General features: G+C 57.5%; 16 protein-coding genes. 7 read left to right on the top strand and 9 right to left on the bottom strand.

From position 1 onward, the window contains the following. The first annotated feature begins 210 nt into the window (after nucleotides 1–210). Nucleotides 211–747 carry a single-stranded DNA-binding protein SSB1 gene (ssb1, locus tag SANT_RS19705; RefSeq protein WP_025423955.1) on the top strand — a complete coding sequence of 179 codons (537 nt, stop codon included), beginning with the start codon at nucleotides 211–213 and terminating at the stop codon, nucleotides 745–747. Between the two features lie 526 nt (nucleotides 748–1,273). On the opposite strand, the gene SANT_RS19700 is transcribed toward ssb1, so the two are convergent. The 4 genes from SANT_RS19700 to SANT_RS19685 all read right to left on the bottom strand — a co-directional run bounded on the left by SANT_RS19700 (nucleotide 1,274) and on the right by SANT_RS19685 (nucleotide 5,613). Further along, entirely contained in the window at nucleotides 1,274–2,386 is a 1,113-nt protein-coding gene (locus SANT_RS19700) for a hypothetical protein (protein ID WP_148296332.1), read from the bottom strand. Nucleotides 2,387–3,047: 661 nt separating this feature from the next. Next, a complete protein-coding gene (locus SANT_RS19695) occupies nucleotides 3,048–4,145 on the bottom strand; it encodes an LLM class flavin-dependent oxidoreductase (RefSeq protein ID WP_025423953.1) in 1,098 nt (365 codons plus the stop codon). A 5-nt stretch (nucleotides 4,146–4,150) separates the two neighbouring features. Beyond that, nucleotides 4,151–4,684: an OsmC family protein gene (locus SANT_RS19690; protein ID WP_025423952.1), complete on the bottom strand. Its 534-nt coding sequence runs from the start codon at nucleotides 4,682–4,684 to the stop codon at nucleotides 4,151–4,153. After that, entirely contained in the window at nucleotides 4,684–5,613 is a 930-nt protein-coding gene (locus tag SANT_RS19685; RefSeq protein ID WP_158500170.1) for an aliphatic sulfonate ABC transporter substrate-binding protein, read from the bottom strand. The genes SANT_RS19690 and SANT_RS19685 overlap by 1 nt, the downstream gene beginning before the upstream one ends. A gap of 567 nt (nucleotides 5,614–6,180) precedes the next feature. Here SANT_RS19685 and SANT_RS23940 point away from each other — a divergent pair. Beyond that, nucleotides 6,181–6,960 (top strand): hypothetical protein, encoded by a 780-nt coding sequence (locus SANT_RS23940; protein WP_025423950.1) that lies wholly within the window; start codon nucleotides 6,181–6,183, stop codon nucleotides 6,958–6,960. A 472-nt stretch (nucleotides 6,961–7,432) separates the two neighbouring features. On the opposite strand, the gene SANT_RS19675 is transcribed toward SANT_RS23940, so the two are convergent. Then, entirely contained in the window at nucleotides 7,433–8,338 is a 906-nt protein-coding gene (locus SANT_RS19675) for a LysR family transcriptional regulator (protein WP_025423949.1), read from the bottom strand. A gap of 153 nt (nucleotides 8,339–8,491) precedes the next feature. Between SANT_RS19675 and SANT_RS19670 the strand changes: the two genes are divergently transcribed. From SANT_RS19670 to SANT_RS19655, 3 genes are all read left to right on the top strand, one after another. After that, on the top strand, nucleotides 8,492–9,250 hold the full coding sequence (locus tag SANT_RS19670; RefSeq protein WP_025423948.1) for an SDR family NAD(P)-dependent oxidoreductase: 759 nt from the start codon (nucleotides 8,492–8,494) through the stop codon (nucleotides 9,248–9,250). Nucleotides 9,251–9,567: 317 nt separating this feature from the next. Further along, a complete protein-coding gene (locus SANT_RS19665; protein ID WP_025423947.1) occupies nucleotides 9,568–11,883 on the top strand; it encodes a TonB-dependent receptor in 2,316 nt (771 codons plus the stop codon). 252 nt (nucleotides 11,884–12,135) lie between these two features. Continuing rightward, a complete protein-coding gene (locus tag SANT_RS19655; RefSeq protein WP_025423945.1) occupies nucleotides 12,136–13,782 on the top strand; it encodes a Na+/H+ antiporter in 1,647 nt (548 codons plus the stop codon). Nucleotides 13,783–13,845: 63 nt separating this feature from the next. Here the strand turns inward: SANT_RS19655 and SANT_RS19650 are convergent, their stop codons facing one another. Further along, complete coding sequence (locus SANT_RS19650; protein ID WP_025423944.1) at nucleotides 13,846–14,763, bottom strand: LysR family transcriptional regulator; 918 nt, start codon at nucleotides 14,761–14,763, stop codon at nucleotides 13,846–13,848. A 104-nt stretch (nucleotides 14,764–14,867) separates the two neighbouring features. Between SANT_RS19650 and SANT_RS19645 the strand changes: the two genes are divergently transcribed. Together SANT_RS19645 and SANT_RS19640 are read left to right on the top strand one after the other, a co-directional pair. After that, nucleotides 14,868–15,290, top strand: a complete 423-nt coding sequence (locus SANT_RS19645; RefSeq protein WP_025423943.1) for a CidA/LrgA family protein — start codon at nucleotides 14,868–14,870, stop codon at nucleotides 15,288–15,290. Then, nucleotides 15,280–15,972, top strand: coding sequence for an LrgB family protein (locus SANT_RS19640; protein ID WP_025423942.1), 693 nt, complete (start codon nucleotides 15,280–15,282; stop codon nucleotides 15,970–15,972). The genes SANT_RS19645 and SANT_RS19640 overlap by 11 nt, the downstream gene beginning before the upstream one ends. A 67-nt stretch (nucleotides 15,973–16,039) precedes the next feature. On the opposite strand, the gene SANT_RS19635 is transcribed toward SANT_RS19640, so the two are convergent. The 3 genes from SANT_RS19635 to acs form a co-directional block, all read right to left on the bottom strand. Then, nucleotides 16,040–17,701, bottom strand: coding sequence for a cation acetate symporter (locus SANT_RS19635; protein WP_025423941.1), 1,662 nt, complete (start codon nucleotides 17,699–17,701; stop codon nucleotides 16,040–16,042). Continuing rightward, complete coding sequence (locus SANT_RS19630; protein ID WP_025244829.1) at nucleotides 17,691–18,008, bottom strand: DUF485 domain-containing protein; 318 nt, start codon at nucleotides 18,006–18,008, stop codon at nucleotides 17,691–17,693. The genes SANT_RS19635 and SANT_RS19630 overlap by 11 nt, the downstream gene beginning before the upstream one ends. A gap of 61 nt (nucleotides 18,009–18,069) precedes the next feature. Beyond that, nucleotides 18,070–20,028 (bottom strand): acetate--CoA ligase, encoded by a 1,959-nt coding sequence (acs, locus tag SANT_RS19625; protein ID WP_025423940.1) that lies wholly within the window; start codon nucleotides 20,026–20,028, stop codon nucleotides 18,070–18,072. Between the last annotated feature and the right edge of the window lie 408 nt (nucleotides 20,029–20,436).

The raw sequence follows: 20,436 nt of genomic DNA, 5'->3' as shown, positions 1-20,436 counted from the left end.
CCTGTGCGGTTGACAAAACCGCGGCGGCGCGAAACGGTCAATTATGGCACAAAAAAAGCTGAATGAATATCCAGTATTGATTGTAACAAATAATTCTGCTTCACCCGGTTTTTCGATGCGCAGTCCAAGTTTCTAAACATGTTCTTTAAGCGTTGGCAATGGTAAACTTGAGCGATTAAACTTAGTCATTCATCTTATCAGGAGACCCCCATGGCCAGCAGAGGCGTTAATAAAGTGATTCTAGTCGGAAACCTGGGCCAGGATCCGGAAGTCCGCCATATGCCTAACGGTGGTGCGGTAGCCAACATCACCCTGGCCACCTCTGAGAGCTGGCGCGACAAGCAGACCGGCGAGACCAAGGAGAAAACGGAATGGCATCGCGTGGTGCTGTTTGGCAAGCTGGCCGAGGTGGCGGGTGAATATTTGCGTAAGGGCTCCCAGGTGTATATTGAGGGATCGCTACAGACCCGCAAATGGCAAGATCAGAGCGGCCAGGATCGATACACCACCGAGGTGGTGGTCAATATCGGCGGCACCATGCAAATGCTCGGCGGTCGACAGGGCGGCGGGGCGGGCGGTAACGCCGGTGGCGCGCAGCAGGGTGGCTGGGGGCAGCCTCAGCAGCCGCAGGGCAATAACGCGCAGTTCAGCGGCGGCAACGCGCCGGCGGCGCGCCCCGCGCAGAACTCAGCGCCTGCGCCCAGCAACGAACCGCCGATGGACTTCGATGACGATATTCCGTTCTAAGGCTAACCTTAGACAACATTGTCACTGATGCGCAAAGAAAACCTCCTATACCAGGAGGTTTTTTGTTTTAACTCGATGCTGGAGACGTTAACGGTAATGGCGTAATTTAATGAATAGCATATCCTCTATTTTCGCGTACACTATTTCGTGTATTAACTAAAATAACGCTACGACATCAGCCTATTTTCGCTGGCTAGCGGCAATGTTGCTATCGAAAAAGGGATCGGCTGCTTCCTGGTCTATAACCATCACAATAATAAGGGTTAGCGTCCTATTCTGTGCGGTACTGTTCGCAGACTAGGATAAGCAAAACGACAACAGTGGCGTCATCATTCACTTTCCCATCACGGTGCAACGCTTTATATCCGGTCGGTTAAAATAAAACGCCTCTTTAAATGCTTATCACCAAGCAGCATGCTATATAAGCATGACCATTGAGCTGACGCATATTCAGAAATGCCTGCCATGCCCCTAACGCGTTACCTTGACCGAGAGTAAGTAAACGACATTGCAACCCCAGAATACCTTATCGGGAATGCTTACTCTGTTGAGGCGTTTTCACCCTTTTCGCCAATGTGGATTGAGTGGGTTTCATGTAATTCGGCAATCGGCTTTCGGCGACAATCGGCTTCTTGCGCGGCGAGCGAGTAATACGAGCCGCGTTATTGCTTGATGTATTGCTGGCGTTGGTCTGCGGATCTAACGAGGCTTGATGGGGCTGTGCTGGTGGCACCACAATCCTGGCCCCTTTTCTTTTGACGTTGACCGGCTGCAGCGGTAGCGCTGAAGAGACGCTGGGCATCGCCGTGCTCTCAAACCGGCCCTGTGGGGTTGCCTGCGGACCGTCGGTCAGACGCGAGGCGTGTTGATTATTGTCCCGGGATCGGATGCGTTGGTTGAACTCCGCCCTGGTGGCGTGATTTTTTTCCGCCAACGTTTGCAACGTTGTGCTTGTCGCTACAGCTTGCTGTTGCATCGCCCGTAATTTTTTGCTGTTCTCCTCTAAGCGCATCAAAACATTGGTAACTTTAACGATATTGGCCGTTAAATTCACCCTTGTCTGTTGTGTATTCGCGCCGGTAGCGGTTATAGGCAATAGCGCTTTTGACTCTAGACGCTGATGTTGATGCAGATCTTTGGCCTGAGGTGGAATGCGTTCATCCTGCGTGGGGGTACCAGCCTCGTTTGTGGCGGTATTAGCGAGCGAAGAAGGGGTATGCCGTACCGCGTTAAGAAGAGGGTGCGTGGACCATTTGATGGGTGGCGGCGTGTCGTCAGTATTCAGCAACGTTTTAGCAAATTCAATGCTAGCGGTGGTATTGGCCTTGAATCTATCAACCGCAGGTGAGGTTTGCGCGAGGGGTTGGCTATTATATTGGAGGGCATTTTTGGCCAGCGGCAAGGCTTTATCTTGGTTAACCGCCGCGCCTGCGCCTTTCGGCGTTGACCCTATGATATTTAACGTGCCGGTGGAGCGATAAATAGTGGTTTTCAACACGGCATTCGCATTATTGCCGCACCAATAAGGTTGAAATAATGTCCCATGCCGGTTAATTACTGGGGATGTTTTATTTGCTTCGCAGCTTACGCTGTTATGAGCAGAATGAACTGGCTTATGAAGAGAAGTTATGCATGTCATACATTTACCTTTTTTAAATTAACGAATCTATGAAAGATAGGAAATACTTGCCAAGCAGGATGACCGATATATTGACATCGACCCAATAAATCCTTGCCGCCAGTAGTTTCTTCAGACGATTTTATTTAAGACTAATTCGTCTTTTATTTGTTTTTTTTATCCAATGTGTTCAAGGAGTTTAATGATTCTAGAGGGGTATTCTATAAAATTTCGATACCGTGATAACTTGGCCTATGCATCTCGATATACGTTGCAGCCCTGGTATAAATGATGCCCTATACTCGCGCACGCGTGAAATCTATCGATGAACTCACTATGATGAAGGTGTTTAATTCCGCAAACGGTCCACGAGATCAAACTACCGCGTTGCAAAAGGAAACAAGGGTGGATTATGACAAATTCATCTTCCCCGTCGCAGGCTGTAAACGGGTGTGGGATGAAATCTCTTGGCGCCGCAGCTGAGCGAATGGCGTTTTAGTCACGCAGAAACGACTTGATGATCGTTGGCGCAGAGACAATGTGGCAAAACCGGTGCTTTTGCCCGCGTTTGGACGATAGCAGCCGGGTCTACTACGCGGGTCAGCAACCCGCTGGCTGATGACGTTCGCCACCGCCTTAGGCAATAATTAGCGCCGTTCTCGCCCTGACCAAATTTAGCCGGTTACGCTAACGCCTCCTCAGCTGCCGCCACGCGCGCGCGCAATAATGGGATAAGTTGCTCGCCATAGCGGCGCGCGTCTTCGGCAATATCCCAGCCGCGCAGATACCAGGCGGAAACTCCCAACTGGCGGTAGCGTAAAAACGCTTCCGCGACCTGCTCCGCCGTACCGACCAGGGCGGTGGTAGATCCGCCCACTTTCAGTACGCGGGCATATTTCATCCATAATCGTTCGTCATAGATATCGCGCCGGGCAGCAAGTTCGTTAAGCTGTCGTGCGCTGGCGGATTGCTGCATATCCAGTTTGAAATCGGCAGGCTGGTCCGCTTTCGGTCCCAGCTGCTTCAGCGCCTGCTGATACAGATGCTCCGCTTTTTCCCACGCCAGTTTTTCACTGTCTTCCACAATCGCGCGCTGCGAAATGGAAAATTGCAGCTGGCGACCCTGAGCGGCGGCACGTTGCTGCAATGTGGCAATTTTTTGCGCCGTCTCCGCCAGCGGTTCGCCCCACAGCATATGCAGGTCCGCATAACGAGCCGATAAATCCAGCGCCTCCTCCGACGTGCCGGCAAAGGATAAACCGATGCTGCCGTGCGCCAGCGGTTGCGCCGGCGACCAGGCCTCGCGCAGTTGAAAATAGTCGCCCTGGTAATCGAAGGGCGCCGCCGCGCGCCAGGTCTGGCGCACGATGTCCAGATATTCGGCGCAGCGATCGTAGCGTCTGGCATAATCGATTTGATCGCCATCCCGTCGCTGGTCTTTTTCGCTGCCGCCCGTTACTACATGTAGCGTTACGCGGCCGCGTCCCGCTAGCCGCTCAAGCGTGATGGCCTGGCGGGCGACATAAGTGGGTAGTGCGGTACCGGGTCTTTCGGCAATACAGACGCCTAGCCGTTCCGTTTGCGCGGCAATATGGGCGGCCAACAGCCAGGCGTTTGGCCGCCAGGCGTCGTGGCCTATCAGAACGCTGTCAAAGCCCGCCCGCTCGTGAATGCGGGCGCATTCGCTAATCCACGGCAGATCGATCTCGGCGGCGCGGCGTGCTTCCGGTTGTTCACTGAAGGCGTTGTGGGGGACATGACCAATAATGTTAAACGCCATAGCGATCAGCCTTCAGCCTGGATGCGCTGCACGGCGCCGGTAATTGTTTGGGGCCGTATGAGAAAATTATAAATCGGACAGGTTTTTTCCACCGCCGCCAGCACGGCGGCCAACTGCTCGTCGCTGGCGGGGGAGGATACCTGTACGGTATAGCGCACATTTTGCGGCCATACCGGCAAGTGCGCGAACGCTTCCTGAGTGGCGCGATGGTCGATTTCCGCCGTAACGTTTACCGACAAGGCATCCAGCGGCACCGATTGCAGCGCCGCCTGCGTCAGGTAGACATGGGTGAGGCAACTGCCCAATACGCCGAGCTGCACTTCCTGCGAGCCGGGACCGAGGCCGTAGCCTGCCAGCTCCGGCGGGCTGTCGAGAATAATTTGATGATCCTTGATACGGATACGGCGCACGCCGCTGCGGCCCTCAGCCGTTACCTGCGCGGAAATCGTGCTGGGCTGACTGCCGTCTGCGCTGATTTTTTTGCGCCAGGCCAACATTTTTTCGCGTTTAACCTGGAGGTATTCACGTAAACCGGACATTATTTTTTCTCCAGAAGCCGTTGCTGCAAAAAGGCGGTGTAGCGCGCATCAAAGACGGGGCTGACGTCGGTGGCATGGTCAATGATCCCGAGCCGGTAAAAGTTATCGGCGATAGTTTGTACCGCCTTATCAAGGCCGGCGTCGATCGGCACGAATTGTCCACCTACGCGGGAAGCGGCCAGGCGCGCTACGTCGGGGCTGATATTGGCCTCTTTCGCTTGCAGCTCCGCCCACCGTTGCGGGTGCGCGCGTAGCCAGGCGGTCGCGCGGTAGCTGCGCAATAAGAAGTCCTGTAACGCTTGGGATTTTCCTCTGTCTGCCAGGGTCTTCTGCGAGGCAAACTGCAAACCGAGGCTAAAGGTGCGCGGTGTGGCAAGAATGCGGGCGCCGAAGGTTTTCTCGGCAATGGCCGCGTTCGGATCCCAAATGCCCCAGGCAGCAACTCGACCTTGCGTCAGCGCCGCCAATCCCTCCGCCGGCGCCAGATAGCTCAACTGCACATCGTCGGCGGACAGGCCGTGATCCTGTAGGATGGACAGCAGGCTGTTGTGGAATCCTGAGCCGCGATAGACGGCGATTTTTTTCCCTTTCAGCTGCTCGACGGTGGTTATAGGGGAGTCTTTTGCTACCAGCAGCGCGCCAAACAGACCCTTTTCACTGGCCGCCACGACTTTGGCATCGCGCTGGTTATAAGCGAGAAACACGGCAGGGGTGTCGCCGCCCCAAAAGGTGTCGATCGAATCCGCCAGCAAGGCATCCATCGCCGGCGGCGCGGCGTCGAAATTTACCCATTGCACGGTGTAAGGTAAGTGTTGATCTTCGCCGGAAGCTTTAAACCACAAATCCTGGCCCAGACGGCTGGCGACGCCGACGCGCAGTACGGTCTGTGACTCTTTGGCCAACGGCGCGGCGGCGGAGGCGGACGTCATGCAAAGCAGACTTATCCATAATGGCCATGTGGCCCGCCAGCAGATTTTAAAGCGTAAATAAGCCGATAACAACATGGAACGCTCCCCTGTGAAAGCGTTCACCCTAACCAGCCCGCGCATTGATAACAAACAACTTTTTTGCGCACGCTTAGCGAATAATGTGCTTTAACAATGCTCGGATGAAACGGCGAACTGGCGCTGGTTCACCCCGCGGGCTATTGCGCCAATGGCGACACGCTTATCGCGCCGCGGTCTCTAACGAGGCATCGCCAGGCGGGAGGGGCCGCAACGTTTATTCAGGCGGGAGGGGCCGCAACGTTTATTGAGGTACTCATCTATCCGGTTACGCTATGCGGCGTTATGCTGGCTGTCGTCCCTGAGCATCCTGCGTCATACTAGAGCTTCATCACCGACCGTGAGGTTATGCCCATAGCGCCGCCGCCGGCGCGGCTTGTGCGGCAGGGAAGGCGCGCTCTGCCTTAGCAGGCCGCCGCGTTGGCCGTTAACTTTATCTTCTGGATCGTTATGGAATCATGTATCGGGCCCTGTTGGCCATTGATAGTATTAATGCTGGCATTGCCGGCCGGCGCCCAGTCAGCCACTAATGCGCAGGGTGAAATGACCGCCGCAACAGAGACGCCCAATGCTGCGGCGTCCGCGCCGGCTGACGCCGTTGGCGCCACGCAAACGACTGATACCCCCGCCGCGCCGCAGGGTTCTGCCGCCGTGCCACAAAAAAATGCCGTTACCGCCGTGGGTAGGGTACCCGCCGCCGAGACGGTTAATGCGCCGTCAACGGTCGCGGCGGCGGATGGCGCGGCGCTAGCGGCTCATGAGGCTTTGCAGCGCTACCGCAAGGCGCAAGGGCTAACGCCAAGTCTGCAGGATCCCCCTGGCGGCGCGGCGAAGGAAGCCAATAACCCTCCGTCGCGCGGTCCTCAGCGCCTCATGCCGCGGCCGCTGATGCCCGCCGCGCCGATGGATATGCCGGCGCGCCAGGAGGTGGGTGATGAAGTCAGTGTCTATACCGGCCCCGACGGAATCGATGTCTTGGTACTGCGTTATGGTCCCACCCGGGTAAGCGAAGCGCTGGTGCAGTTCAGCGGCAGCAAACACGCCTGGGAGGGCAAGATCCAAAAGCTGGAAGTAAAAAAAACCGCCGCGGAGAGCCTTTATTGGCTTAATGTGCAGGGCAAACGCTTTGTCGCGCTCACTGTCGCGAAAGACGGCTCGGGACGCATCACTTTGCCCGGCGAGACACAGGCTTATCCGGTCGCCTATGATGCTACGCTGTCGGCGCAACTGAGTCCGCAATATTTCCTGGCGGATTACCTGAGCCGCAATTAATCTGCACCAGGCACCAGGCACCAGGCACCAGGCACCAGGCACCAGGCATCAGGCATCAGGCATCAGGCATCAGGCATCAGGCATCAGGCATCAGGCATTTGGCATCAGGCATTTGGCTTTTGGCTTTTGGCATTAAGCATCAGCTATCAGCTATCAGCTATCAGCTATCAGCTATCAGCTATCAGCTATCAGCCATCAGCTATTAGCCATCAGCCATTAGCCATTAGCCATTAGCCCTCTGGCATTAGGCATTAGCGTAAAGCATTAGGCGTTATGCATTAGCCCTTGCGCGTCAGGGGGTTTGACGCGCCAAGGCCGGCCGGAAACGGCGCGGATTTAGGCGACGTGGGTCGGTGCGTTTCGTTTTGCCCGGCGCGCCGTGGCGGGGGATCCTCCAACGGCGGTCGGCTGTCGGCTGTCGGCGGTCGGCGGTCAGCGGCCGTGGCGTCTGTGGTCCTTTCGACATGCCGGTTCAACCGGGAAATACCCCTGGGGTAATCAGGTCCGCCAGCCAATCCATAAACACCTTTACCCGCGGGGGCAGATGGCGACGGTGGGCATAAAGTAGTGTAATATCCATGGGCAGCGGCCGGTAATCGGGCAATATCTCCACCAGTTGACCGCTGGTGAAAAGGTCAACATAACGGGCGACGGGAACCTGAATAATTCCCAGTCCGTGTAGACAGGCCGCTTCATAGGCATCGGCATTATTCACCGTGACCCGGACGGGCATTTGCCGGCTGACACTGCGGCCCTGTTGTTGATAGACAAATCCCGTCGATTGCGACCCCAAAACTTGGACATAATCTATCAAGACATGATGATCCAGGTCGGCAGGGGTGGCGGGTATGCCATGGGCCTGCAAGTAGGCCGGACTGGCGCAATTGACCATGCGCAGTTTTCCCAGGCGGCGCGCTACCAGGTTGGCGTCGTTTAACTGGCCGATGCGCACCACGCAATCGAAACCCTCGCGCACGACATCCACCCGTCTGTCGGTGCAACTTATTTCCACCTGGATAGCCGGATGCGCCTGTAAAAATTCCCCCAGGCGCGGGAAGACTTCCAGTCGGGCAAAGGCAGTGGGCATGTCGACGCGCAGTCTGCCGGCCAACACCGGTCCCTGCTGGCGGAACAAGCCGTCCAGTTCATCCATCGAGGCCAGTACGTCCCGCGCGCGTTCATACAGGACCAGGCCGTCCTGCGTCGGCGTCACCCGGCGAGTGGTGCGGTGCAGCAATCGGGCACCCATCACGCTCTCCAGCGTTTGGATGTGCTCGGACATGGTTGATTTAGGCAGACCGAGACTGTTGCCCGCCTGGGTAAAACTTGCCAGCTCGACAACCCGCACAAAGCTTTGCAGCACCGCCAGTTTGTTCATCATCGCTTCCTTGATTGTTAGCTTTTATTGAACAGTATTTCCGGTTTAACGCTCTTTATCCCTTTCGATCCGGTCAATATTCTTATTAATACAGTCGCTGTTCTGCGTCAACCGGCGCAGGGTTATTCAATCGCAAGCCATAGGAGTTTTGCTATGAGTCGTCCCATTGCATTAATCACCGGCGCCAGCCGCGGACTGGGCTACAACGCCGCAATTCATCTTGCCGTTGCCGGTTTCGATATTATTGGCACTTATCACTCCCGGGCAGAGGAAGCGCAGGCGCTGGTAAAGGAAATTGAATGGAGCGGGGGCCGGGCGGCCATGTTGCAGCTTGATACCGGGGAGAGCAGTCGCTTTGCCGGTTTCGTCAGCGATTTGCAGCAGGTGCTGAACGATAAATTTAGCCAGACACAGTTTCACCATTTGGTGAACAATGCCGGGATTGGCATTCATGCCGAGTTTGCCGCGACCGACGAAGCGCAGTTCGATCAATTGATGAGCATTAATGTCAAAGGCCCGTTCTTCCTCACCCAGGCATTACTGCCGCTGCTGGCCGACGGCGGCAGTATTTTGAATATGTCGAGCGGGCTTACGCGGTTCACTACGCCCGGCTTCGCCGCCTATGCCGCGACAAAAGGGGCGATGGAGGTATTGACCCGTTATCAGGCCAAAGAGCTGGGCAGCCGCGGGATACGGGTTAATATTCTCGCGCCCGGCGCGATCGAGTCGGATTTCGCCGGCGGCACGGTGCGCGATAATAAACAGGTGAATCAGGTCATCGCCGAGAATACCGTCCTGGGACGGGTGGGACTGCCGGATGATATCGGCGCGGCGGTCGTGGCGCTGTTGAGCGATAATTGCCACTGGATGACCGCTCAGCGCGTTGAGGCGTCCGGCGGAATGTACCTTTAACCCTTGCGGCCCAGGCACTGGCCGGCGTAAGCACGCTGGCCACGCGGCTTAGCCGGGGCGCAGTGGCGTCAAGCGCCGCGGGCGGGCGGCGATTGACGGTATCATGTCGCCGCGGGCCGGCGGCCCTAACGATGGCGAAGGAAGCGCCGTGCGACTGCTCAGGCCCTCTTTACGCTTTCTTAACGATGCGCCTTTCCCCCCCGTAAAACTTTTCATTAAAAATAGTTAATAAGCTCTTGCAAAATTGACCTGAATTTACATAATCACTAACTCTTATAATAATTATTATCATTCACATTTAACCGGGTAAAAAGTATATGTACAGCGCGCGTCTCGCTTTTCCTGCGGCCAAGGTTTCTTCGCCGCGTCTGTTGGCGTTAGTGATTAGCGCCAGCTGCGGCTCTTTCGCCGTACCGGCCTTTGCCGCCACCACGGCAACGACATCCACGGCAGCGACCCCCTCCGCCACCGTGACCCCGGCAACAACCGGCGGCGCTGCGTCCGCTGCTGCGACCGGTAAAGGCACGGAAACCATTACCGTTGTGGCAAAACCGGACAACGGCTTTACCCCCGGCGGCGATCGGCTGGTGCCGGCCTATTTGGATGGCCAGATCGCCAACGGCGGCCGGTTGGGCCTGCTGGGCGAACAGTCGGCACAAGATGTGCCGTTTAACGTGGTCGGCTATACCTCCAAGCTGATGCAGGATCAGCAGACCCGCTCTCTGAGCGATGTGTTGCGTAACGATGCTTCGGTACAGACCACCTACGGCTACGGTAATACCCAAGAGTCGTACCGGGTGCGTGGTTTTGATCTTTACAGCGAAGATATCGCCTACGGCGGTCTCTATGGCGTGCTGCCGCGCCAATTTGTGGCTACCGAGCTGGCGGAACGCGTCGAATTACTCAAAGGCTCCAGCGCGTTCCTGAACGGCGTTCCTCCCGGCGGTACCGGCGTGGGGGGGACCGTAAACATCGAACCGAAACGCGCCGGCGACGAGCCGCTGAATCGCGTCTCCGTCGACTACACCTCGAAATCTCAGGTTGGCGGCGCCTTTGACGTCGCGCGCCGTTTTGGCGATAACAACCAATGGGGCGTACGGGTCAGCGGCGTGCATCGCGAAGGCGAGACGGCGGTGGATGAGCAGAAACGCCGTCTGACGCTGGGCACCATTGGCCTGGATTACCGCGGTGATCGTTTCCGCGCCTCGCTGGATGCGGGCGCCGAGAAACAAACGGTTCACGGTGCCCGCTCAGTGGTGTACACCTCCGGTATGGATAAGATCCTCAAGGCGCCCTCCGCCACCACCAACTACGGCCAGAAGTGGGCGTTTACCAACACTGAAAGCCAGTTTGGCGCGCTGCGCGGCGAATACGATCTGACCAATGACTGGACGGTTTATGGCGCGGTTGGCGGCAATCATACCCATGAGTATGGCTCTTATTCAGTGCCTACTCCTTATAATGACAGCGGCGACGCCACCATGGGCCAGATGCGGGTTCCCTATTTTTCCGACAGCTTCTCCAGCCAGGCGGGTATTCGCGGGAAATTCGACACCGGCTTTATCGATCATAGCGTCAACCTGGGTTACTCCAGCAGCTACCGCCGCGTACGTACGGCCTATCAAATTTCGTCCAGCAGCATCTCCACCAATATCTACGATCCAAGCTATTCCGACGAGCCGACGGACGCGACCTATGCGGGCGGCAAAATGGGCAACCCTGGCGTCACCAACCGGACCTACAACAGCGGTGTGAGCCTGTCGGATACGCTTTCGATGCTTGATGATCGCGTCAAAGTGATTGCCGGTCTGCGCCGTCAGAGCGTAAATGTCACTAACTACGCCTATACCGGCGAGCAGTCCGCCAAATTTGAGCGCACCAAGTTGACGCCAGCCTATGGCCTGGTGGTGAAGCCCTGGGAACACATCTCCCTGTATGCTAACCATATCGAAGCGCTGCAGGCCGGCGAAACCGCCGGCAGCACCTATAACTCCGGCACCGTGGTCAACGGCGGCCAGGTGACCGGCATCGAAACGTCCAAGCAAAACGAAGTGGGAGTAAAAGCGGATTACGGCCGTATCGCCGGCTCGCTGGCGGTGTTTGAAATCAAAAAACCGGTCGCGGCCTATCGCTATCTGGGTACCAGCAACGGCAGCGCACAGTATGAATACGGCAACTACGCCGAAGAGCGCAACCGCGGTATTGAGCTGAATCTGTTCGGCGAACCGATACTCGGCGTGCGCCTCAACGGTAGCGCCACCTGGATGGATCCGGAGTTGACCAAAACCCAGGACGGCGCCAACGATGGTAACGACGCCATCGGCGTACCGCGCTATCAGTTCGTCTTGGGCGGCGAATGGGATCTGCCGTGGCTCAGCGGCGTCGCCGCCACCGGTCGTGTGATCCGTACCGGGTCACAGTATGTTGATGAAGCCAATGACCTGAAAGCCAGCGGCTGGACCCGCCTGGATTTGGGCGTGCGTTACGACATGCAACTGCCGAAAAACAATATCGTCTGGCGCGCCAACGTGGAAAACGTCACCAACGAGAACTACTGGGCTTCCGCCAGCGATGGCTACCTGACCCAGGGCGATCCGCGCTCGCTGAAACTCTCCATGACCGTGGACTTCTAAGCGCCACGCGGCTGGCGCTTGTCGCCCAGAGATACAGACGCACCGGCTTGCCGGTGCGTTTTTTTTTCCCTACCGGCGGCGGCGCAGCGGCCGTCGCCCCACTCGGTTAAAAATTCCGTTACGCCGGCCGATAGTTGATAACGGCTTTTTAACTGCCGGGAAAATGATCTACTATCATCGGGGTTCGCGTTTGCGGGGAGATTTTCTCGCGCGTCCTGTACATTGCCGCAAAAGTTAGAGACTAAGGAAAGCATGGAAATCTTTTTTACGATTCTTATCCTCACCCTTATCGTGTCCCTATCCGGGGTAGTGACACGTATTCTACCGTTTCAAATTCCGCTGCCCTTGATGCAAATCGCGCTCGGCGCGCTGCTCGCCTGGCCCAAATTCGGCCTGCACGTCGATTTCAATCCCGAGCTCTTCCTGGTGCTGTTCATCCCGCCGCTGCTGTTTTCCGACGGCTGGAAGACGCCGACGCGCGAATTTTTGCGGCACGGCGGCGAGATAGTGGCGCTGGCGCTGGTATTGGTCATTATTACGGTAGTGGGAATCGGTTATCTGATTTATTGGATGGTGCCGGGCATCCCGCTGGTGGCGGCGCTGGCGCTGGCGGCGGTGTTATCGCCCACCGACGCGGTGGCGCTGTCGGGCATCGTCGGCGAAGGCCGCATCCCGAAAAAGCTGATGGACATTTTGCAGGGCGAGGCGCTGATGAACGACGCCTCCGGTCTGGTGTCGCTCAAGTTCGCCATTGCGGTCGCGATGGGGACGATGGTGTTTTCCGTCGGCGGCGCTTCGCTTGAGTTTGTCAAAGTGGCGGCAGGGGGGCTGCTGGCCGGCGTGGCGGTGACCTGGGGATACAGCAAGTCCCTGCGGCTTATCACCCGCTGGAGCGGCGACGACGCCGCGACGCAGACGGTACTGCTGCTGTTGCTGCCGTTCGCCGCCTATTTGATTGCCGAACATATCGGCGTTTCCGGCATCCTGGCCGCGGTGGCGTCGGGTATGACCATCGGCCAGTCGGGTATAATACGCAATGCCCCGTTGGCGATGCGCCTGCGCGGCAATAGCGTCTGGGCGATGCTGGAGTTTGTGTTCAACGGCATGGTGTTTATTATGCTCGGGCTACAGCTGCCCGACATTCTTGAGACCTCCATCACCCAGGCTGAATTGGATCCCACTATCCAAACCTGGATGCTGTTTACCGATGTGATCCTCATCTACGCCGCGCTGATGGTGCTGCGTTTCGGCTGGCTGTGGCTGATGAAACGCATCAGTTTACGCTTTATGACCAAGCGGCCGATGGTGTTCGGCGACTATAGCACCCGCGAGATTCTGATATCGTCTTTCGCCGGCGTGCGCGGCGCCATCACGCTTGCGGGTGTGCTGTCGATCCCCCTGCTGCTCAGCGACGGATCGGCGTTTCCCTCGCGCTATCAGCTGGTGTTTATCGCCACCGGCGTGATTCTGTTTTCCCTGATCTGCGGCGTAATTGTTTTGCCGCTGTTGTTGCGCGGTATTCAGGTGTCCGACAAAGCGCAGCACCGCCAGGAAGAGCGCATGGCGCGCGCGGCGGCGGCGGAAGTGGCCATTGAAAGCCTGCATAAAATGGAAGAGCGGCTGGCCAATAGCCAGGAAGAGAATATCGACGCTCAGATCCTAAATGAAGTTAGCGCCCGGGTTATCGGCAATCTACGCCGCCGGATTGACGGCAATGACGATGCGGACAGCGCGCTGCTGATTGAAAATCTGGAACGGCGCATGCGGCTGAATGCGCTGCGCGCCGAGCGCGGTGAATATTATCATTTACGCGCGCAGCAAAAAATCAGCAATGAAACGCTGATGAAGTTGCTGCACGATTTAGATCTGCTGGAAGCGCTGCTGGTCGAGCACGAATAAGCCGCGCGGTCGGGCGGCCGCTTTGGGCGCCCTCACGCACCTGCTGCCCGCTGCGTTACGCGGCTAGCGGGGAGCTTGCTGCGCCCCCCGCAGGCGCTCGCCGGGTAGCCAACGTTCGCGGCAGGCGACAATCCACGCCTGCGCGCCATGAGAGAGATAGCTGTTCTGACGCCAGATAAGCCCGAGTTGCCATAGCATTTGCGGCATCAGCGGCAGCCAGAGCAGGCGTTGACTATCCAACCGCCGGCAGAGGGGTTCCGGCAGTACCGCTAATCCGATGCCGGCTGCAACCATCGCCGCCAGAAAATCCCACTGGCCGCTGCGTACCGCAATCTGCGGCTCAATGCCGGCCGCGTCGAATGCGTCGAGCAATTGCCGGTAGAGCGAGAAGTCTTCGTTGTAAATCAATACCGGCCACTCCCCCAGCAGCGTAAAGGGCACGTCCCGCCGCGTCAGCCACGGCGCGCGACGCGGCACTACCGCACACAGCGGATGACTGAACAGCGGCAGCGCCGCGAGGGCGGGGTCGACTTCGGCGGTCAATGCGGTCAGCGCCAGATCCAGTTCTCCGGCCAGCACCGCTTGCTGCATGGTGACGCCGCCAAACTCGGCGATCTCCAGCTCGATGCCCGGGTAGCGCTGGCGGAAATCGCCGATAAGCTCCGCCATCTGCGTCCCCACCATCGGCGGGATCCCCAACCGTAGCCTGCCTTTGCGCAGGGCGGTGATATCCTCGAGTTCCGCCTTCAGTTGCCCGAATTCGTCAAGGATCGCCAAGCCGCGCTGATAGACCGCCCGGCCGCTATCGGTCATCTTGAGCGCGCGTCCTTCACGAACGATCAACCGGCAATCCAACTCCTCCTCAAGATGTTTGAGCATTTTGCTGATGGTGGGCTGGGTCACGTAGAGTTTGGCGGCCGCCCGGGTGAAGCTTTGTTGCCGGATCACCTCGACAAAATAGCGTAGCGTTCGGATGTCCATTCACTATTCCTGGAGGGCATAATTTCTATGATATTAATTCATTTTCAGCAATATTTGCTAGCCGCCTATACTGTGAGCAATCTCACACTAATAAGGGTATCGCTATGCCGCTGACCGGGCGCCTCGTTATGCCGTCGCGTTGGGGTCGAGTGCAGGTGCCGTTGCAGGTGGCGCTGTACGTCGGGTTATTTGTGCTGGCGCAGCAGCTGGTGCTGCGCTTGCATTTGCCATTGCCGGCCAATATCGTCGGCATGTTCCTGTTATTGGCGCTAATTCTATTGCGCATCCTTCCTCTGCGTTGGGTGCGCGACGGCGCCCGCTGGCTGCTGGCGGAAATGCTGTTGTTCTTCGTGCCGGCGGTGGTGGCAGTGGTCAATTACACTCAACTGTTGCGCGTTGAGGGATGGCGGATCTTTCTGGTCATCGCGCTGAGCACCGCCTTGGTACTGGGGATCACCGCGTTGGTGGTGGACCGGGTCTATCGTTTTGAACTCTGGCTGGCGCGCAGGAAACGACATGAGCGGTGATTTTATGCTGGGGGCGCTGTGTCTGCTGGTCACGCTGCTGCTCTATTTCTTTAACAAACATCTTTATCGCCGTTTCCATCATCTGCCGCTGATGCCGCTGATTTTTACGCCAGCGGTGCTGGTCTTGTTGCTGGTACTGACCCATATCTCTTACCAGCACTATATGGGCGAGGCTCGCTGGCTATTATGGCTGCTGGGGCCGGCCACCATTGCTTTCGCGGTACCGGTTTATGAAAATATGGCCATCATCCGCCGGCATTGGCTTTCCTTGAGCGCCGGGGTCATCACCTCTACCGTGGTGGCGGTGGGCAGCTCGGTGTGGCTGGCGCGGCTGCTGGCGCTGCCGGAAGTGGTGCAGCGCAGTTTGTCTGTGCGCTCAATCACTACCCCCTTTGCGCTAGCGGCGGCGGAGCAGGTGGGTGGCCAGCCGGATTTGGTCGCGCTGTTCGTGGTGATTACCGGCGTGTTCGGCATGGCGGTTGGCGATATCCTGTTTTTGCGTCTGTCGGTGCGTGCCGGCGTGGCGCGCGGGGCGGGATTAGGTGCCTCCTCCCACGGCGCTGGCACCGCCCGCGCTTATGAAATGGGGCAACGGGAAGGGGTGGTGTCCAGTCTGGTGATGATGCTGGCAGGGGTGGTGACGGTGCTACTGGCGCCGTTAATTGGTCATATCATGTGGTAGCGCCCGTCACCCCGCGCCGCGCCCCCTTTGGCGCGGGCAAAGGGGGCGCGCGTAACGAAGCGCGAGGTCAATGATCCGCGCCGGTTGAAATGCCGATACCGGTCTGCGAACGGATGAATTGCGGCAGAAACAGCTCGCGTTCCCTCGCGCCCTGCGGCGAGTGATCGGTTATGGAAAACAGCCAAGTCCCGATAAACGCCACCAGCATTGAGAACAGCGCGGGATATTCATAAGGATAAATCGGCTTGGCGTGCCCCAACACCTGCACCCAAACGGTTGGGCCGATAATCATGAGTACTACCGCGGTAATCAGCCCCAGCCAGCCGCCGACCATCGCGCCGCGCGTGGTCAGCCGGCGCCAATACATCGACAGTAAAATGATGGGGAAATTACAGCTGGCGGCGATGGAAAACGCCAGGCCCACCATGAAGGCGATATTCTGGTTTTCAAACAGTATGCCGAGACCGATAGCCACAAATCCCAGCACCACCACGGTAATTTTCGACACCCGCAGCTCGTCGCGCCCCGTTGCGTTTCCCGCTTTAATCACGCTGGCGTACAGATCGTGGGAAACCGCCGACGCGCCGGCCAGCGTTAACCCCGCCACTACCGCCAAAATGGTGGCGAAAGCCACCGCCGAAATAAAGCCGAGAAAAAAGTTGCCGCCCACCGCATTGGCCAGATGGATCGCCGCCATGTTGTTACCGCCGAGCAGCGCGCCGGCGCTGTCTTTGAAAGCGGGGTTGGCGCCCACTAACAAAATCGCGCCGAAGCCGATAATAAACGTCAGAAAGTAAAAGTAGCCCATAAAACCGGTGGCGTAGAACACGCTTTTACGCGCCTCGCGGGCATCATTGACGGTAAAAAAACGCATCAGGATATGGGGCAGGCCCGCCGTCCCGAACATCAGCGCCAGCCCCAGCGACAGCGCCGAGACCGGATCGGCCACCAGCCCCCCGGGCCGCATGATAGCCGCGCCCTTGGCGTGTACCGCCATGGCATCGGCAAACAGTCGGTTAAAGCTGAAACCGACGGTTTTCATCACCATCAGCGCCATAAAGCTGGCGCCGGCCAGCAGCAGCACCGCCTTGATGATTTGTACCCAGGTGGTGGCCAGCATGCCGCCGAACAGGACGTACAACACCATCAAAATGCCCACCAGCACCACGGCGACATGATAATTGAGGCCGAAAAGCAGTTGAATCAGTTTGCCGGCGCCCACCATCTGCGCTATCAGGTACAGCGCCACCACCACCAGCGAGCCGCAGGCGGAAAGCGTGCGGATCGGTTTCTGCTGCAAGCGGTATGACGCGACATCGGCAAACGTATAGCGCCCGAGATTGCGTAGCCGTTCGGCTATTAAAAATAGAATGATCGGCCAGCCCACCAGAAAGCCGAGCGAGTAGATAAGCCCGTCATAGCCGGAGGTATAGACCAGCGCCGAGATACCGAGGAACGACGCGGCGGACATAAAATCGCCGGAGATCGCCAGCCCGTTTTGCAAGCCGGTGATATTGCCGCCGGCGGTATAATAATCTTTGCGCGAGCGGGTCCGTTTCGACGCCCAATAGGTAATATACAGCGTAGCGGCGACAAACAGCACAAACAGGATAATGGCCTGTAGGTTAAGCGGTTGGCGCTCAACCGCGCCGTTGACCGTTTCGGCCTGGATGAGCAGCGGAAAGGAGACCAGCGGCGGCGCCGCGGTCCAGAGGTATTTATTGGTCATACTGCACCTCGCGCAACAGCTGTTGGGTCAGACGGTCGAACTCGCCATTGGCGCGAATGACGTAAATACCGGTCAGTATGAAGGAGGCCACAATCAGACCGATGCCGAGCGGGATGCCGCGCGTCACGCTGGTACCGGGATGCAGCGGCGTTCCCAGCCAGTCTGGCGCGAAAGCGATAAGCAGAATGAACCCGTAGTACAGCACCAGCATGATTAGGGCAAGCAACAGGGCGAAACGCTGGCGTTTACTCACCAGCTCTTGAAAACGCGGATTGCTCTGTATCCGTTGATAAATGATCGCATTCATCAGGGATTCTCCAGTGGGGTCAGAGGTACGGTAGAAAAAGCCACCCGAAGGTGGCGGAGGACTACGAAGGCAAGGTCAGAGAGTGTTTTTCTTCCAGCAGCTTTTCGACCACGCCGGGATCGGCGAGCGTGGAAGTATCGCCCAGATTGCCGGTATCGCCGGCGGCGATTTTGCGCAAGATGCGGCGCATTATTTTGCCGGAGCGGGTTTTCGGCAGCGAATCGGTCCAGTGCAGGACATCAGGGGTAGCGATAGCGCCGATCTCCTTGCGCATCCAGGCGCGGACCTCGTTATATAATTCCGGCGTCGGGGTTTCGCCCGCGTTGAGCGTAATATAGGCATAAATTGCCTGGCCTTTAATGTTATGGGGGATCCCCACTACCGCCGCTTCGGCAATTTTCGGATGCGCCACCAGCGCCGATTCGATCTCGGCGGTGCCGAGGCGGTGGCCGGAAACGTTCAGCACGTCATCCACGCGACCGGTTATCCAGTAATAACCGTCCTCGTCGCGTCGGGCGCCGTCACCGCTGAAATACATGCCCTTGAAAGTGGAAAAATAAGTCTGCTCGAAACGATCGTGATCGCCATACAGCGTGCGCGCCTGGCCGGGCCAGGAGTCGGCAATCACCAGATTGCCTTCGCCGGCGCCCTCCACCGGCGTGCCGGCGTTATCCACCAGCGTGGGCTGCACGCCGAAAAACGGCAGCGCCGCCGAGCCGGGTTTCAGCGCCATGGCGCCGGGCAGCGGGGTGATCATGAAACCGCCCGTTTCCGTCTGCCACCAGGTATCGACTATGGGGCAGCGGCCATTGCCGATTTTATGGTAATACCACTCCCAGGCTTCGGGATTGATCGGTTCGCCCACCGAGCCCATGATCCGCAGCGACGTACGGTAAGTGCCGGCTATCGCCTTGTCCCCTTCGGCCATGAGCGCGCGGATAGCGGTCGGCGCGGTATAGAGGATATTAACCTGATGTTTATCCACCACTTGCGCCATCCGGCTGGCGTCAGGCCAGTTGGGTACGCCCTCGAACATGAGGGTAATGGCGCCGCAGGCCAGCGGACCATAGAGAAGATAGCTGTGGCCGGTTACCCAACCGACGTCGGCGGTACACCAGTAAATATCGCCGGGATGATAATCGAAGACGTATTTAAAGGTCGTGGCGGCGTAGACCAGATAACCGCCGGTGGTGTGCAGCACGCCCTTCGGGGTGCCGGTGGAGCCGGAGGTATAAAGAATGAACAGCGGATCCTCTGCGCCCATCGCCACGGGCGGGCAGGCCTCGTCGGCGCCGTTGACGGCGTCATGCCACCACACATCCCGGTCGGGGTGCCAGTCAATGGCGTTGCCGGTACGGCGGAACACGATGACCCGGTTGACGCTCTTCACCGCCGGATGATTTAGCGCGTCGTCGATATTCTTCTTCAGCGGGATCTTCCGCCCGGCGCGCAGCCCTTCGTCGGCGGTCACCACCAATTTGGCGCTGGAGTCGATAATGCGGCCGGCGATCGCCTCCGGCGAAAAACCGGCGAAAATCACCGAGTGGACGGCGCCAATGCGGGCGCAGGCCAGCATGGCCACCGCCGCTTCCGGCACCATGGGCATATACAGGGCCACCACATCCCCTTTACCGATCCCTTGCGCCTTCAAAACATTGGCGAAGCGGCACACCGCCTGATGTAATTCGCGGTAGGTAAGGGTTTTACTTTGGCTGGCGTCATCCCCTTCCCAGATAATGGCGGTTTGGTCGCCTCGTTCTGACAAATGACGATCGAGACAGTTGGCAGCCACATTTAATGTGCCGTCTTCAAACCAGCGGATATTGACATGGCCGGGATCGAAGGTAGTATTTTTCACCGTCCTGAAAGGGGTAATCCATTCCACAATCTGAGCATATTCCCGCCAAAAGGAATCGGGATTGTTGATGGACTGCGCATACAATTTCCGATACTGCTCTGCAGAAATCAGCGTATGTTCCGCCAGGCTATCGGGAATCGGGTAACGATGGGGTTGGCTCATAGTTTCCTCCTTGTATTTGTTAATGATATGTCAACCCTTGGTTAATTAAACCTCCCTGGATTGGCTTTGTTTCTTTTTTGCGCGACAGATCACGCATCGCCTATAAGGTCTCTGCACTTATGGAAAAAACATACCCCCGCCAGACCTGGGATAACAGGCATTAATGGCCCTCTCAGACCCTTTTCAGCGATATTTATCATTTTATTCTGTTTAAAAAGCGTATATAAAGGCGGGTAGCGCGTCTGATAGCAGCGATTTCAGCGCGTTTTCTATTACTTAACCCTTTAATAACAAAGAGTTAAAGTTAATCTCCTGTAAAATACGTGGAATAACCGGAAAAATTGTCGAAAGCTCTTATAAATCAAGTCTTAACGAGGCGCCGCGTGTGCTCGGCGTTTTTGAGATTTT

The organism is Sodalis praecaptivus (genome assembly GCF_000517425.1).
GTDB lineage: Bacteria > Pseudomonadota > Gammaproteobacteria > Enterobacterales > Enterobacteriaceae > Sodalis_A > Sodalis_A praecaptivus.
This window is presented reverse-complemented; position numbering and strand designations above follow the sequence as displayed.